Source organism: Streptomyces sp. NBC_00388, from assembly GCF_036061255.1.
Lineage (GTDB): Bacteria > Actinomycetota > Actinomycetes > Streptomycetales > Streptomycetaceae > Streptomyces.
In genome coordinates this window covers 4,118,153-4,133,217 of record NZ_CP107948.1, presented here as the reverse complement: position 1 = coordinate 4,133,217, position 15,065 = coordinate 4,118,153, and the positions used below count along the sequence as shown (strand labels likewise).

The window sequence follows — 15,065 nt, the reverse complement described above, 5'->3', positions numbered from 1 at the left end:
CCGGACGCTGCGGATATGACGCGGGCCCGGCACCCCTGGTCGGGATACCGGGCCCGGCGTGACGGACGTGCCTACTTGATGCGGGTGCCCGTGGAGCGCAGGTTCGCGCAGGCCTCGGTCACACGCTTCGCCATACCGGCCTCGGCGGCCTTGCCCCAGGTGCGGGGGTCGTAGGTCTTCTTGGAGCCGACCTCGCCGTCGACCTTCAGGACGCCGTCGTAGTTGCGGAAGACGTGGTCGACCACGGGACGGGTGAAGGCGTACTGGGTGTCGGTGTCGAGGTTCATCTTCACGACACCGTTCTCCAGCGCGGTGGCGATCTCCTCGGCGGAGGAGCCGGAGCCACCGTGGAAGACGAAGTCGAACGGCTGGCTGCCGGCGGGCTTGCCGTACTTGGCGGACACGCCCTCCTGCAGGTCCTTCAGCAGCTCGGGGCGGAGGACGACATTGCCCGGCTTGTAGACGCCGTGGACATTGCCGAAGGAGGCAGCCAGCAGGTAGCGGCCCTTCTCACCCAGGCCGAGCGCCTCGGCGGTACGCAGCGCGTCGTCGACGGTGGTGTACAGCGAGTCGTTGATCTCGTGGCTGACGCCGTCCTCCTCGCCGCCGGTCGGAGTGATCTCGACCTCAAGGATGATCTTCGCAGCGGCAGCCAGCGCGAGCAGCTCCTGACCGATGGCCAGGTTGTCGGCGAGGGTCTCGGCCGAGCCGTCCCACATGTGCGACTGGAAGAGCGGGTTGAGGCCGGCCTCGACACGCTTGCGGGAGACCTCAAGCAGCGGGCGGACATAGCCGTCGAGCTTGTCCTTGGGGCAGTGGTCGGTGTGCAGCGCGACCGTGACCGGGTACTTCTCGCCGACGATGTGCGCGAACTCGGCGAGCGCCACCGAGCCGGTGACCATGTCCTTGGCGTACTGGCCGCCCAGGAACTCCGCACCGCCGGTGGAGATCTGGATGATGCCGTCGCTCTCGGCCTCGGCGAAGCCGCGCAGCGCCGCGTGCAAGGTCTGGGTCGAGGTCACATTGATGGCCGGGTAGGCGAACTTGCCTGCCTTCGCCCGGTCGAGCATCTCGTTGTAGACCTCGGGGGTTGCGATGGGCATCTGTCCGCTCCTTGGGATGTGCGGGTGTGCGTAACTGGTCCCTGACCTGGGGGCGACGTCATCGTCGCCGCCCATCTTTCCAGACTCCTGGCGCGGCTCCACCTGGCGTGGTGCCTTGACGGCGGCGGGCGGGTGTGGTTTCACGTGAAACCACACCCGCGCCCGGGGCTCAGAGGCCGAGGTCGCCCTGGTTGTACGCGAAGACGTACGGCACCCCGGCCTCGGCGATGACCTCGGCGGCGCCGGTGTTCCGGTCCACGATCGTGGCGACGGCGACGACCTCGCCCCCGGCCTCGCGCACCGCCTCGACAGCGGTCATCGGAGAGCCGCCCGTCGTGGTGGTGTCCTCGACGACCAGCACGCGGCGGCCCTTGATGTCCGGCCCCTCGATGCGGCGCTGCATCCCGTGGGTCTTGGCGGCCTTGCGTACGACGAAGGCGTCCAGCGTCCGGCCGCGTGCGGCGGAGGCGTGCAGCATGGCGTCCGCGATGGGGTCGGCGCCCAGCGTCAGCCCGCCGACCGCGTCGAACTCCAGCCCGTCGGTCAGGTCCAGCATCACCTGGCCGACCAGGGGAGCCGCCGCACCGTCCAGGGTGATCCGGCGCAGGTCGATGTACCAGTCGGCTTCGATCCCCGAGGAGAGGGTCACCTTGCCGTGCACCACGGCCTTGTCCTTGATGTGCTGGAGCAGATCAGCGCGTACGTCAGTCATGCCCCCGAGCTTAATTGCGGCAGCCGGGACTTCCTCCCGGCGGCTCGGCAGCGGTGGTGCGCAGCCGATGTGCGGAGCTGTGGTGCGCAGCGGTGACCCGGGGCTGCGGTTCAGAGGCGGCGCCAGCTCCAGGTCGTCGCGATCTCCAGCGGATCGATGGGCGTCACCAGCCGCGGCAGGGTGTTGAGGCCGTTCGGCGGGCCGGACTGGGGCTCGACGCAGACCGCTTCCGCCTGCTCGTCGTAGACCACGACCCATTCGTCCCGGCTGCTTACGTTCAGCTCCAGCTGCCCCGGCCAGGTGAGCGTGACATCCACACCGTCCGGCATCCCGAAACAGTCGTCCCAGGGACCGGGGAGGGGGTCGATCCGCTTGCCCGTGGGCAGGTGGTCGTCGCCGCGCTCCTCCTGCCAGGCGGACTCGAAACGGAGCTGGGCGTCCTCGCCCGCGCCGAGGTTCCGGTTGAACCAGGGGTGCCAGCCGGCCTGTGCCGGGAACGAGTCGCCGTAGGTCTCCACACCGAGGGTGAGGGTCAGGGCGGACTCGGTCAGCTCGAAGGTCTGGGTGACCCGGCCGGGGTACGGCCAGGGATCTGCCAGATCGTAGGTGAAGGCCGCCGTACCGGGACCGTCACCGCTGCCTGCGCGGGCGGGCTGCCAGGCGGTATTGCGTCCGGTGCCGTGGATGGCGTGCGGCGGGGAGTTCAGCGGCAGCCGGTGCGGAATACCGCCGCTGCTGAACCGGCCGCCCCCGGTCCGCCCGCACCACGGCACCATCGGGAAACAGCCGAACTTGTCTCCCTGGCGCAGCAGCTCGGTGCCGCCGATGCGGAGGCTGCGGATTCGGCACCCGTTCCCGGGGCTCACGGTCAACTCGACGTCGCCGGCGACGAGCCGGACCTCTTCGCTACTCACGCTCCGACCCTAACGGGACGGGCGCCGTTCGGCTGCCGGTTCAGTGCCGGCGCCTCAGCGCCCGGCCCACCACGACCGCCGACGCCAGAGCCAGCGCCGCCGCCGGGGCGGCCCAGCGCAGGGTCACGCCTGCCGCGCTCGACGACGGGGCCGGGACGGGGGCGTAGCGGCCGCGGGGCGGAGCGTGGTCGACCTCCTCCGCGCTGCGGCCGATCATCGTGCGGCGGGCGTGTGCGGCCTCCACCGGGGGGTCGCCCGGAGTGGGGCCCGCGTCGGCCGCCGGGTCGAGGGACGGCGGAGATACCTCCGTGTCGAAGGCGGACGGCTCGGCCCGGTCCCCGGCCCCGTCGTCCCCGGCCCCGTCGTCCCCGGCCCCGCTGCTCTCCGGCTCTCCGTGCTCCCCGGGCTCTCCGTGCTTCCTGTGCTCTCCGTGCTCTCCGGGCCCGGGTTCACCGGACGGGGCCTCGCCGGGCCGGGTGTCGGCGGGCTCCCCGTCACCCGTCGCGGACGGGCGCTCCGCAGGGTCCGGCTCCGCGGTCGCCCGGGCCGCCGGGTCCTCCCCCGGCGGCTGCCTGGTCCCGTTCCCGGTCCCGGCCGCGGATCCCGTCTGCGGGCCGGTGCGGGTCCCGGCCTGCGCCTCGGACCGCAGGCCCTCCGCGAACCGGTCCAGCAGCCGGTGCGCGGCCGTCAGCACGGCCTCAGGGGGGAACTGCGTCAGACGGCCGTCGGCCGCCTGGGCCGTTCCCGTACACCGCAGAGTCGTACCCGCACCGGCACCGTCACCCGTACCGCCATCGGCACTGGCACTGGCACCACCATCGGCATCGGCATCGGCATCGGCATCGGCATCGGCATCGGCCAGGCTCAGCCGCAGCGTGAGTTTCACCGAACCGGATCCGCGCGCCTCCGTGCCCTCGCCTTCGACCTCGTAGCCACCGTCGCGTTCCGCGACGCGCAGCGTCCCGCGGTAGGTGATCGTGTGCCCGTCGATCCGGACCTTGAGCCGGCCCGTGAGCGGGCCGTCCGAGCTGTCCGCGGCCCGCTGGAGCCCCGGCACACAGCGGGCCACACGGGCGGGGTCCGCAAGGACCCGTCGGACGGACTCTGCCGGAACCGGAACGAACACCTCATGCTCCATGGAAGCCGAGCCTACTCAGCCGCGGCCGACACGTCTCCCTTTCGGGCCTCCGGAGCGGCCCTGCGCCGCGCGAAGGTCCCGGCCCGCACGGACGGCAACGCCGTCCCGGTCAGCCCCCGTACCGCGGATGCACCAGAGTCGACGGCGGCACCCCCGGCGGACGGCCCGGCATCCGGGACCGGATACCCGCGGCCGACCTCCCCAGCTCCGGATCCCTGCGGGCCGCCAGGACGAAGCCCCAGTCGCGGGGCTCTCCCCCCGCACCCCTCACCCGGCCGGTGGACGCGGCGATGCCCGCGGCACGGCCCGGCGCCCGGTAGGGCACCGCGCGCAGACCGGCCGCCCGCACCGTCGCGTCCACCGTCCAGAAACTGCCGGAGCGGGCACCGGCCGGGCCCGCGTGGACGGCCAGCCGGCCGCCGGGGGCCAGCACCCGCGACACCATGCCGTAGAACTCCTCCGAGTACAGCTTGGTGCTCGCGGTGATCCCGGGATCGGGCAGATCCGCGACGACCACGTCATACAGCGGTCTGGGCGAACGCAGCCAGTTGAAGGCGTCGGCGGTGACCACCCGCAGCCGCGGGTCGCGGTACACGTGCCCGTTGAGCGCGGAGAGCCCGGGATCGGTGCGGGCCAGCCGCTCGACGCCGGGGTCCAGCTCGACCAGCGTCACCGAGGCCACGCCGCGATGGCGCAGCACCTCCCGGGCCGCGAGGCCGTCACCGCCGCCCAGGATCAGCACCCTCCGGTGCGGGCCGCGCATCACGGGGTCGACCAGCGCCCGGTGGTACTGCCGCTCGTCCGCACCGTCGACCTGGAGCCTGCCGTCCAGGTAGAGGTCCAGGGTGCCGTGCGCGGACCGGGTCAGGACGATCTCCTGGACAGGGGTCTGCTCGGCGACCCGCACCTGCGCGCCGTACACCGCACGCCGCACCGCCAGTTCGAAGTCGCCCACCAGGACGGTCGCCGTGGCCAGCACGGCGAGCACCAGCACGTTCGCCAGGATCAGCCACCACCGGGCGCGCCTCGTCAGATCGCGCCGGAAGAGCCACAGCACCAGTGCCCCGCCGGCCACGGCGTTGACGGTGCCGGTGAGCAGCGCCCCGGTCAGCTGGCCGAGGAGCGGGAGCAGGAGGAAGGGGAAGGCGAGACCGCCGACCAGCGCCCCCACGTAGTCCGCGGCGAACAGGTCGGCGACGGCGCCGCCCGCGTCCTGTCTCGATACCCGCTGGATCAGCGTCATCAGCAGCGGGATCTCGGCGCCCATCAGCACACCGATCGCCAGCGAGAAGCCGACCAGGGCATACCGCGAACCGCCGCCGCCCGCCCAGGCGAACGACGCGTACAGCACCAGGGCCGAGCCCCCGCCGACCAGCGCGAGCGCCGCCTCCACCAGCCCGAACCCCACGGCGGCGCGGACCCGCAGCCGTTTGGCGAGGAGCGAGCCGATGCCCATCGCGAAGACCATGACGGACAGCACGACGGACGCCTGAGTGACGGAGTCCCCGATCAAGTACGAGGCGAGCGCGACCAGTTCGAGCTCGTACACCAGACCGCAGGCAGCGCAGACGAAGACCGTGGCGAGCACCAGCAGCCTGCCGGTCCTCGGGCGGACGGAGAGCCGCGCGTCCTGGGTTCCGGCGGGCGCGGACTGGTCGATCATGCCACGAACGCTACGTTACGAAACGCACACAACTTGTCACCCGCAAGGGTGCAATCAGGCTTTGGCAGGGATACGCACCCCGACCCGTGTGCGGGTCACCACGAGCTGCCCCTCCTGTGGGTAGGCGTGCCAGGTGCGCCAGAGCACCTGCCCCTCGTGGCGCTGGGCGAGCATCGCTGTGAAGGCGTGCGGCGAGCCGGGGAACGTGCCGGCCAGGCCGTTCGGATGGTCGGCGACGAGTGCGAGCAGCTCCTGTGCCCGCCCGGCGAACGAGCAGTCCGAGAGCGTCTCGACGCAGGCCGCGAACTCGTACCCCCAGTCGCCGACGCGTTCCGCGATGCCGAGCGGTAAGGGCGTGCTGCTCCCGGGAATGCAGGCGACGGTCTCGGAACAGGTACCGCCCTCCTCCTCCAGGAGTACTTGGTGGGAGGCGCCGAGAAGTCTCATCTGGAGCTTGGCGCCCCCGAGTTCGAGATCGAGGACAGCGAGCGCGGGCAGCGGTTCGCGGCCCAGCGCCCAGGCGAGGTCGGCGGCGCGGGTGTCGGTGTAGGCAGTACTGAGGGTCGTGAGCATGGGTGGGCTCCGCAAACACACAATCGGCAGATGGACGGGGTTCTCCCCGGAGCAGGTGTCAGGGAAAGAGACGCCGGCATGGGCCACGGTCAGGTCTCAGGTCCGAGGGCTGCTTCTTCTCACATGAGGGAATCACGAAGTACGCGACGCTCACAGCGCTTTTACCCAACTTGCCAGGGTTTCCATCCCCTGGGGGGCCCCGCTGTTCATACGTTCAACAAACAGGTGTGGAGAGTGGTGCGCAGCGAGTCTCGGAGGGAGTCGTGGGACCCGTTGTGCGGCGGGCCGCCGCATTCCGGCCACTGAGAGACGCGTCACAGCGGCGGGCCGCGGCTCGCTCAAACAGAGGGCGCCCGCCGGGGGTTGACCCGACGGGCGCCGCGGAGGAGGGAGGGGAGTCCACTCCTCCGGACCGGAGAAGAACCGGGGAACAGAACGGAACGGGCGGCGAGCCCGGCGGAGTTACCGCTGCCGGGCGTACCGGCGCCCGGACCGGGCGGGCCGGGCCGGCCGGTGCGGGGGGCACCCCCACCAGGCGGACGGTGTCAGCTGGAGCCGCCGCAGCCGCCGCCTCCCCCGCACGACGAACCGCCGCCGCAGGACGAACCGCCGCCGCAGGACGAGTGGCCGCCCCCGCCGCACGAGTGGTGTCCGCCCGAATGACCGCCCGAGTGACCGCCCGAGTCGCCGCCCGAGTCGCCGCCGAGGAGACCGGTCCCGCCCGTGTTGCTGTCCCCCGCCCACCAGCTGCCGCCCGCAGCGCCGCCCGCAGCGGAGGAACCGGCCCGGCGGCCCTTGCGCCCGCCGCCGCGCTTCCGGTCGGCGGCCACCAGCGCGACCAGCACGATCACCACCACTGCCAAGATGAAAAAGCCCATGGCCCTCACCTCTCCTCACGTCCGGCGGAGCAGGGTCCCCCGTCGGCCCCCGCCCGGCTGCCGGGCTTCTCGTGTGAGAGGGAAATCCCCGTTACGCGCCGAGCCAAGCAGGAGTTGAGGAAGTCCAGAGGTTCGGCGCAGGATGGCCGCCATGACCACTACGGGAAGCTCCACGGGACAGGCGGGCGGACGGCCGCTCCTCAACCGCCGGCTGGACGGGCTCGGCACGACGATCTTCGCGGAGATGTCCGCGCTGGCCACGGCCACCGGCGCGATCAACCTGGGCCAGGGATTCCCGGACACCGACGGGCCGGAGGAGATCCGTGAGGCGGCCGTACGGGCACTGCGCGAGGGCAGGGGCAACCAGTACCCGCCCGGCCCGGGCATCCCGGAACTCCGCTCGGCGATCGCCGGTCACCAGGACCGCTTCTACGGCATCGGCCTGGACCCCGACACCGAGGTCCTGGTCACGGCGGGGGCCACGGAGGCCATCGCCGCAGCGATGATCGCCCTGCTGGAACCGGGCGACGAGGTCATCGCCTTCGAGCCGTTCTACGACTCGTACGCCGCCTGCATCGCCATGGCAGGCGCCGTCCGCGTACCGCTGACCCTCCGTGCCCCGGACTTCCGCCCCGACCTCGACGCCCTGCGCGACGCCGTCACCCCGCGCACCCGGCTCCTGCTGCTCAACTCGCCGCACAACCCGACCGGCATGGTCCTCACCCCCGGCGAGCTGACGGCCATCGCCGAGCTGGCCCGCGAACGTGATCTGCTCGTGGTCACCGACGAGGTCTACGAGCACCTGGTCTTCGACGGCGCCCACCACGCGATCGCGGCCCTGCCCGGGATGCGCGAGCGCACCGTCTCCATCTCGTCGGCGGGCAAGACCTTCTCCTTCACCGGCTGGAAGGTCGGCTGGGTCACCGGCTCCCCCGCGCTCGTCGCGGCGGTCCGCACGGCGAAGCAGTATCTGACCTATGTGAGCGCGGGGCCCTTCCAGTACGCCGTCGCCGAGGCCCTTCGCCTCCCGGACGGCTACTTCACCACCCTGCGGACCGATCTGCTGCGCAAGCGCGACCTGCTCGACGCAGGACTGCGCGCCGCCGGATTCACCGTGTACGAACCGCAGGGCACGTACTTCATCACCACCGACATCGCACCGTTCGGCGAGAAGGACGCCCTCGCCTTCTGCCGGGCGCTGCCGGAGCGCTGCGGTGTGGTCGCGGTGCCCAGCTCGGTCTTCTACGACGACCCGGAGCCCGGCCGCAGCCAGGTGCGCTTCACGTTCTGCAAGAGGGACGAGGTGCTCCGCGACGCGGGCGAGCGGCTGACGGCCGCCTTCGGGGGCTGAGCGCAACCACTGATGGGGGCAGAGATGTTGCCGCCCCGACCGCTCGGAGCAAGGCTGAGCCGGACGTCACCGGGTCTCAGGGAGTGCGGCCGGACCGCGCCGGTCGCGGTGGACGGGAGGAGTGGCGCCATGAGGGTCATGCTGCAAGCGCGCATGGACACGCAGATCACGAATGAGGCGGTCAAGAACGGCACACTGCAGAAGATCATGCAGTCGATGTCGGAACGGCTCAAGCCGGAGGCCGCCTACTTCGGCCCCGTCAGGGGCGGGCGGGCCTGCACCTTCGTCTTCGACATGCAGGACAGCTCGCTGCTGCCCTCCATCGCGGAGCCGCTGTTCCAGGGGCTCGGCGCGGAGATCGAGATCCAGCCGGTGATGAACAGCGAGGACATGCAGAAGGGTATGGCCGCAGCGAAGCAGGGCTGACCCGGGAAAGCCCGGCGGGAACGGCGCCGTAGCGCCTTCCGGCCGGGCTTTCCTCACTGGTCGCTCAGGCGTCGCCCGGCTCGTCGTCGCCGTTGCCGGACTCCAGGTCCTGCTCCAGGCCGAGCTGGTCGACAAGCCACTTGTCGAACTCGATCGAGGCACGGACCCAGCTGACCGTGGACGACACGAAGTGCTCCAGCGCCACGCCGGTACCGATGAGCATCTGCGCCTCACCGATGAGCCGGACGCTGCCGTCGTCGTGGGTGTGCGTGTAGACCTTGGGCCACAGCGTGCGGCGGTTCCAGTCGTCGATCAGCTCCAGGAGCTGGACCTTCTCCTCGATGCCGTGCGGACGGTCGTAGAAGGTCCGCACCGAGAAGACCTGCTGGTCGTCCTCGCCGCGGAACATGAAGTACGTGCGGAATTCCTCCCACGGCGCGGCGAGGTCGCCCTCGTCGTCCAGGACGTACTTCAGCTCCATCTGCTCAAGGAGCTGCTTGACCAGATCCTGGTCGGGAACGACGGGGCCCGCCGGTCCTGAATCCTGCGGATCGGGCTGGCCCCCGAAGTTCGGAATGGAGGACGGGTCGATGGTCATCTTTGAATTGCCCTTCGTACGAGTCCGGCCATCCTCTCTCATGGCGGGCGGGGCGTGGCAAGCCCCGCCCCGCCCTGTCGGCCGGTATCCGCTCCTGGCTTAGTCCGCACGCCCCACGATCAGGCCTTCCCCGCCCCCGGCGCGGTCGACCAGGACGGTGTCGCCGTCGGTGACCTCGCCCGCGAGGATCTCCTTCGCGAGGCGGTCGCCGATCGCCGTCTGGATCAGCCGGCGCAGCGGCCTGGCACCGTAGGCCGGGTCGTTCCCCTCGGCGGCCAGCCAGGCCAGCGCCTCGGGGGTTACCTCCAGCGTCAGCCGCCGGTCGGCGAGACGCTGGGCCAGCCGGTCGATCTGGAGGCCGGCGATGTGTGCCAGCTCGTCCGCCGACAGCGCGGAGAAGACCACCAGGTCGTCGAGGCGGTTCAGGAACTCGGGCTTGAAGGAGGCCCGGACGACGTCGAGGACGTGCTTCTTCTTCTCCTCGGGCTTGCTCAGCGGGTCGACCAGGTACTGGCTGCCCAGGTTCGACGTCAGGACCAGGATCGTGTTGCGGAAGTCCACCGTGCGGCCCTGGCCGTCGGTGAGGCGCCCGTCGTCGAGGACCTGGAGCAGCACGTCGAAGACCTCGGGGTGGGCCTTCTCCACTTCGTCGAGCAGGACCACGCTGTACGGGCGCCTGCGCACCGCCTCGGTGAGCTGGCCGCCCTCCTCGTAGCCCACGTAGCCGGGCGGCGCCCCGACCAGCCGGGCCACCGAGTGCTTCTCGCCGTACTCGCTCATGTCGATGCGGACCATGGCCCGTTCGTCGTCGAAGAGGAAGTCGGCGAGCGCCTTGGCCAGCTCGGTCTTGCCGACGCCGGTCGGTCCGAGGAAGAGGAACGAGCCGGTGGGCCGGTCGGGGTCGGCGATGCCGGCCCTGGTGCGGCGTACGGCGTCGGAGACGGCGCCGACCGCCTCGCTCTGGCCGATGAGACGCCGGCCCAGCTCCTGCTCCATGCGCAGCAGCTTCTGGGTCTCGCCCTCCAGGAGACGGCCGGCCGGGATACCGGTCCAGGCGCCGACCACATCGGCGATGTCGTCGGAGCCGACCTCCTCCTTGACCATGGTGCTTTTCGTGTCGGCGGTCTTCGCGGCCTCCTGCTCGGCCTCGGTGGCCTCCTCCAGCTGCTGCTCAAGGCCGGGGATCTCCCCGTACAGCAGCTTGGACGCGGTGTCGAAGTCGCCGTCGCGCTGGGCACGCTCGGCCTGCCCGCGGAGCTCGTCGATGCGCTCCTTCAGCTCACCGACGCGGTTGAGGCCTTCCTTCTCCTTCTCCCAGCGCGCCGTGAGCCCGCGCAGCTCCTCCTCGCGGTCGGCGAGGTCGCGGCGGAGCTTCTCCAGGCGCTGCTTGGACGCGGCGTCCGACTCGTTCTTGAGGGCCAGCTCCTCCATCCGCAGCCGGTCGACGGAGCGCTGGAGCTCGTCGATCTCGACGGGGGACGAGTCGATCTCCATCCGCAGCCGCGACGCGGCCTCGTCCACCAGGTCGATGGCCTTGTCGGGCAGGAAGCGGGAGGTGATGTAGCGGTCGGAGAGGGTGGCGGCGGCGACCAGGGCCGCGTCGGCGATCTGGACCTTGTGGTGGGCCTCGTAGCGGCCCTTGAGCCCGCGCAGGATCGCGATGGTGTCCTCGACGGACGGCTCGGCGACGAGCACCTGCTGGAAGCGCCGCTCCAGGGCGGCGTCCTTCTCGATGTGCTCGCGGTACTCGTCCAGGGTCGTCGCGCCGACCATCCGCAGCTCGCCGCGGGCCAGCATCGGCTTGAGCATGTTGCCCGCGTCCATCGCGGAGTCACCGCCCGCGCCCGCGCCGACGACGGTGTGCAGCTCGTCGATGAAGGTGATGATCTGGCCGTCGCTGTCCTTGATCTCGGCCAGGACGGACTTCAGCCGCTCCTCGAACTCACCGCGGTACTTGGCGCCGGCGACCATGGCCCCCAGATCGAGCGAGATCAGCCGCTTGTTGCGGAGGCTCTCCGGCACGTCGCCCTTGACGATCCGCTGGGCGAGGCCCTCCACGACGGCCGTCTTGCCCACCCCCGGCTCACCGATGAGCACGGGGTTGTTCTTGGTGCGCCGGGACAGCACCTGCACCACCCGGCGGATCTCCTGGTCCCGCCCGATGACCGGGTCGAGCTTGCCCTCGCGTGCGGCGGCCGTGAAGTCCGTACCGAACTTCTCCAGTGCCTTGTACTGACCCTCGGGGTCGGGTGTGGTCACCCGGCGCCCTCCCCTGCTCGTCTCGAACGCTTCCAGCAACTTTTTGACACCGGCGCCCTGCTCCGTCAGCAGTTCGCCCGCCTGGCCGCCCTTCGCGGCGATCCCGATGAGCAGATGCTCGGTCGAGATGTACTCGTCACCCAGCTCCTTGGCCCGCTGCGAGGCGTCCGCGATGACGGCGAGCACCTCGCGGTCGGGCTGCGGGGGCGCGACCGTCGATCCGGCCACGCTGGGCAGCCCGCCGACCAGCCGCTCGGCGCCGGACCTGATGAGCGCCTGGTCCGCGCCGACGGCGGCCAGCAGGTCGACGACGTTCTCGTTCTCCTCCCCCTCCAGCAGGGCGAGGAGCAGATGGGCGGGGGTCAGGTCGGGGTTGCCGTTGGACACGGCGCGGCTGTTCGCCGCGGTGATCGCGTCCCGGCTCTTGTTGGTCAGCTCGGCGTCCACGTGTGCGCACTCCTCCTCGCGGGGCGGGTCCGTCCCTGCAATGACTCGGTCAGCCTGCACCCGGCCGGCCGGCACTCAGTCCATGTGCACTCGGCCAACGTGCATAAAGTTGAGTCTATTCCACTCAACCCGGGATGGACAGGGGCCCCGGCCGTGGCCTGCAAGGCTCCTGCTCCCCCGCGGGCCGGGCCGGGTAGGTTCGCGACCATGGCCATTGACCCACGGAACCCCGATCCGACCTACCTCAGCTTCTGGCGCGAACACCATCTCTGCACCTTGACGACACCGCGCCCGGACGGTTCGCCGCACCTGGTGCCGGTCGGCGTGACGTGGGACCCGGAGGCCGGAATCGCCAGGGTCATCACCAACAAGGCGTCGCGGAAGGTGGCCAACATCCTGGCCGCGGGGCCCGGAGGCGCACGGGTCGCGGTCTGCCAGGTGGCGACGAAGCGCTGGGCGACGCTGGAGGGGCGCGCGAGGATCCGCAGGGAACCGGAGGTCGTCGCCGACGCGGTGCGCCGTCACACGGAGCGCTACGCGCGCACACCGGCCGAGAACCCGGACCGGGTGGTGATCGAGATCAGCGTCGAGCGGGCGATGGGCCGCGCCTGACCGGCGCCAGGTCCTGCCGGGCGGGGCCGGGGCGCAGCACAGCGGCGCCACCGTGTTCAGGTCACGGTGGCGCCGCTGTGTGGGGGAAGCACCTGAGCGATCTGTTACGACGGGGGAATCGCGTCAGGCACTGCGGGGGATAGCTGCGGTCGGCTCGGCGTCGAACATCTGGTGGTCACGCCGGTCGAGGTTGACGAACACCATGCCGTAACGGATGGCACAGCGAACAGGCTGTGGGGCGCCCCGGGGCTTGCGCAGACACCGGTAGGCGCGTACGTCTCCGTCGTCACCGTCGTCCTCACGCACGACGACGACCGGCTCGCCGAACAGGGTGACCATCAACGAATCACCACGGCGCGGAATCGCCGTGACGAGGTCGATGAAGTGCCACCCGGAGCGGTAGGCAACAGCCATCTCGCGCTGGAAGACTCTGTCGTCCGGTGGGACTGTCATGCTTCTGCCGAAACGGTAGTCGCCGGTGCTACGCCCCAGCCGCTGTCGAGAAGGACCGCCGCGTGCGTACTCCCCCATCCGCTGTCGGACTGCGTCGCCTTGGGCGCAACGCTCGTCGAGGCAAGGGCCACGCCCGTCAGGCCCCCGAAGGCGACAGTGGCGGTCAGGGCTGCGGTAAGCACCGAGCGAAGCATTTTCTTGCGCATAGTCGGCTTCGTCCTCACTTGATGGTGTCTTCTCCCCCGCATGACAAGACGATGGCTCATTCCGGCACGTCAGCGCTACACGCACGATGCATCATGTTCTTGCACGTTCAGGACCCTGGGGGGTGGAGATTTGCCGAAAAACACCACAGAACCGACGCATCCCCATGACGTCACGGAGTTGTGTGCCGAGGGGGCCCGGCTTTACGCCGGGGCGCTGAGCGCCGGCCGCATCGCACGTGCCGAGGTGGAGGCCGCACCCTGCCTGGTGGAATTCGCGCTGCTCCACCCCGATCCCGACGACGCCAACTGGCTGCGGCCGGTTCCGCCGGCCGTCGCGCTGGCCCAGCGTCTCCACCCCATCGAACGCGACATCCAGAACCGTAGACGCCTGTCGATCGAACTGACCGAATCTTTCGAGCCGTTCATCGCCATCAGCGCCCAGAACCCGGCACTCACCCACGCGATCACCGTGCTCGAAGGTGTCGACCGGATCAACGCCGCACTCAATCTCGCCACCGCCGAGTGCCATACGGAGATGCTCACCGTCCAGCCGGGGGGCGGCCGCCGGGAGCATGTTCTCAACCAGGCCCTGGAGCGCGACAGGCCGCTGGTCGACCGGGGCGTCAGCATGCGCACCCTCTACCAGCACACCGTCAGGCACAGCCCGGGAACCCTTGCCTACGTGGACCGGGTCGCCACCGGGAAGGTCGAGATCCGCACGCTCGAAGAGCTCATCGGGCGGCTCATCATCTGCGACCGCACGGTCGCCTTCATCCCTGCCAGGGACGACCAGCAGGTCGCCCTCGAACTCCGCCACCCGGGCCTGGTCAGCTACCTCGTCACGGTGTTCGAGCAACTCTGGCAGCGCGCGATCCCGCTGCTGGACGAAATCCCCTACAACCCCACGCTCAAGGGCGTCAGCGGTGTCCAGCGCTCGATCGCCCAGCTTCTCGTCGAGGGCCACGTGGACGAGGCGATAGCCCGCAGGCTGGGGATGAACGTACGCACCTGCCGGGCCCACGTCGCCAAACTCTCCGTCACCCTCGGCAGCGGCAGCCGGGCGCAGCTGGGCTATCTCATCGCCCGCTCCGGCATCCTGGAGCAGGGGAGCTGACGTCTGCCGCCACCGCGCTCGGCACCACCGCCACCGCGCTCGGCACCACCCGACCGGTCACAGCCGCACGGCCCGGCGCGTCCGGCACCCCCCGGGCACGCGTGAGGGCCGCCACCCGGTCCGGTGACGGCCCTCATACACGTGCTGTCCTACTCCGGCGACCGCTTGGGCCGGGGCCGCCAGACCACCAGCGCACTGGTCTGCTGCACGTCCTGGTACGGGACCAGGTCGCGGCGGTACGAGGCGTGGACCTGGGCCTCGCGCTGCTGCATGGCCACCGCCGCGCCGTCCACCGCCGCCGAGAGCTCGGCGATCCTGGACTGCAGAGCGGCGACCTGGTGCTCCAGCTCGATGATGCGCTTGATACCGGCGAGGTTGATGCCCTCGTCCTGGGACAGCTGCTGCACCGTGCGGAGCAGCTCGATGTCCTGGGCCGAGTACCGCCGGCCCCGTCCGGCAGTCCGGCCGGGTGAGACCAGGCCGAGACGGTCGTACTGACGCAGGGTCTGCGGGTGCAGGCCGGAGAGCTGAGCGGCGACCGAGATGACGTACACCGGGGTCTCGTCGGTCAGTTCGTACCCCATCGAAATGTCACGGCGTCCTCGGCGGCCATTCATC

15 protein-coding genes are annotated in these 15,065 nt (G+C 70.8%); 4 read left to right on the top strand and 11 right to left on the bottom strand.

What is annotated here, in order from left to right:
• Positions 1–71: 71 nt before the first annotated feature.
• The 7 genes from fbaA to OG917_RS18575 all read right to left on the bottom strand — a co-directional run bounded on the left by fbaA (position 72) and on the right by OG917_RS18575 (position 6,981).
• Complete coding sequence (gene fbaA, locus OG917_RS18605) at positions 72–1,103, bottom strand: class II fructose-bisphosphate aldolase (RefSeq protein ID WP_164264418.1); 1,032 nt, start codon at positions 1,101–1,103, stop codon at positions 72–74.
• A 169-nt stretch (positions 1,104–1,272) separates the two neighbouring features.
• Positions 1,273–1,815, bottom strand: a complete 543-nt coding sequence (pyrE, locus tag OG917_RS18600) for an orotate phosphoribosyltransferase (RefSeq protein ID WP_328318734.1) — start codon at positions 1,813–1,815, stop codon at positions 1,273–1,275.
• Positions 1,816–1,925: 110 nt separating this feature from the next.
• Positions 1,926–2,729 carry an aldose epimerase family protein gene (locus tag OG917_RS18595; protein WP_328318733.1) on the bottom strand — a complete coding sequence of 268 codons (804 nt, stop codon included), beginning with the start codon at positions 2,727–2,729 and terminating at the stop codon, positions 1,926–1,928.
• 40 nt (positions 2,730–2,769) lie between these two features.
• Positions 2,770–3,867, bottom strand: a complete 1,098-nt coding sequence (locus OG917_RS18590) for an SRPBCC domain-containing protein (protein ID WP_328318732.1) — start codon at positions 3,865–3,867, stop codon at positions 2,770–2,772.
• A gap of 109 nt (positions 3,868–3,976) precedes the next feature.
• Complete coding sequence (locus OG917_RS18585) at positions 3,977–5,530, bottom strand: polyamine aminopropyltransferase (protein WP_328318731.1); 1,554 nt, start codon at positions 5,528–5,530, stop codon at positions 3,977–3,979.
• Between the two features lie 54 nt (positions 5,531–5,584).
• Positions 5,585–6,103, bottom strand: coding sequence for a DUF2617 family protein (locus OG917_RS18580; RefSeq protein WP_328318730.1), 519 nt, complete (start codon positions 6,101–6,103; stop codon positions 5,585–5,587).
• A gap of 545 nt (positions 6,104–6,648) precedes the next feature.
• A complete protein-coding gene (locus OG917_RS18575; RefSeq protein ID WP_328318729.1) occupies positions 6,649–6,981 on the bottom strand; it encodes a hypothetical protein in 333 nt (110 codons plus the stop codon).
• Positions 6,982–7,132: 151 nt separating this feature from the next.
• Here OG917_RS18575 and OG917_RS18570 point away from each other — a divergent pair, with 151 nt between their 5' ends.
• Positions 7,133–8,332 (top strand): pyridoxal phosphate-dependent aminotransferase, encoded by a 1,200-nt coding sequence (locus OG917_RS18570; RefSeq protein WP_328318728.1) that lies wholly within the window; start codon positions 7,133–7,135, stop codon positions 8,330–8,332.
• Between the two features lie 129 nt (positions 8,333–8,461).
• Complete coding sequence (locus OG917_RS18565) at positions 8,462–8,758, top strand: DUF3303 domain-containing protein (protein ID WP_328318727.1); 297 nt, start codon at positions 8,462–8,464, stop codon at positions 8,756–8,758.
• 64 nt (positions 8,759–8,822) lie between these two features.
• Here OG917_RS18565 and OG917_RS18560 read toward each other — a convergent pair whose 3' ends face one another.
• Both OG917_RS18560 and clpB read right to left on the bottom strand, forming a co-directional pair.
• A complete protein-coding gene (locus OG917_RS18560; protein ID WP_328318726.1) occupies positions 8,823–9,356 on the bottom strand; it encodes a YbjN domain-containing protein in 534 nt (177 codons plus the stop codon).
• Positions 9,357–9,455: 99 nt separating this feature from the next.
• Entirely contained in the window at positions 9,456–12,062 is a 2,607-nt protein-coding gene (gene clpB, locus OG917_RS18555) for an ATP-dependent chaperone ClpB (RefSeq protein WP_328318724.1), read from the bottom strand.
• A 207-nt stretch (positions 12,063–12,269) separates the two neighbouring features.
• Between clpB and OG917_RS18550 the strand changes: the two genes are divergently transcribed.
• The gene (locus OG917_RS18550; protein ID WP_328318723.1) at positions 12,270–12,674 is read left to right on the top strand and encodes a pyridoxamine 5'-phosphate oxidase family protein; all 405 of its coding nucleotides are present in this window, start codon (positions 12,270–12,272) and stop codon (positions 12,672–12,674) included.
• A gap of 123 nt (positions 12,675–12,797) precedes the next feature.
• On the opposite strand, the gene OG917_RS18545 is transcribed toward OG917_RS18550, so the two are convergent.
• Positions 12,798–13,127 carry a (2Fe-2S)-binding protein gene (locus OG917_RS18545; RefSeq protein WP_328318722.1) on the bottom strand — a complete coding sequence of 110 codons (330 nt, stop codon included), beginning with the start codon at positions 13,125–13,127 and terminating at the stop codon, positions 12,798–12,800.
• 336 nt (positions 13,128–13,463) lie between these two features.
• Here OG917_RS18545 and OG917_RS18540 point away from each other — a divergent pair, with 336 nt between their 5' ends.
• Positions 13,464–14,447 carry a helix-turn-helix transcriptional regulator gene (locus OG917_RS18540; protein WP_328318721.1) on the top strand — a complete coding sequence of 328 codons (984 nt, stop codon included), beginning with the start codon at positions 13,464–13,466 and terminating at the stop codon, positions 14,445–14,447.
• A 149-nt stretch (positions 14,448–14,596) separates the two neighbouring features.
• Here OG917_RS18540 and OG917_RS18535 read toward each other — a convergent pair whose 3' ends face one another.
• The gene (locus OG917_RS18535) at positions 14,597–15,064 is read right to left on the bottom strand and encodes a heat shock protein transcriptional repressor HspR (protein ID WP_328318720.1); all 468 of its coding nucleotides are present in this window, start codon (positions 15,062–15,064) and stop codon (positions 14,597–14,599) included.
• Position 15,065: the final 1 nt, after the last annotated feature.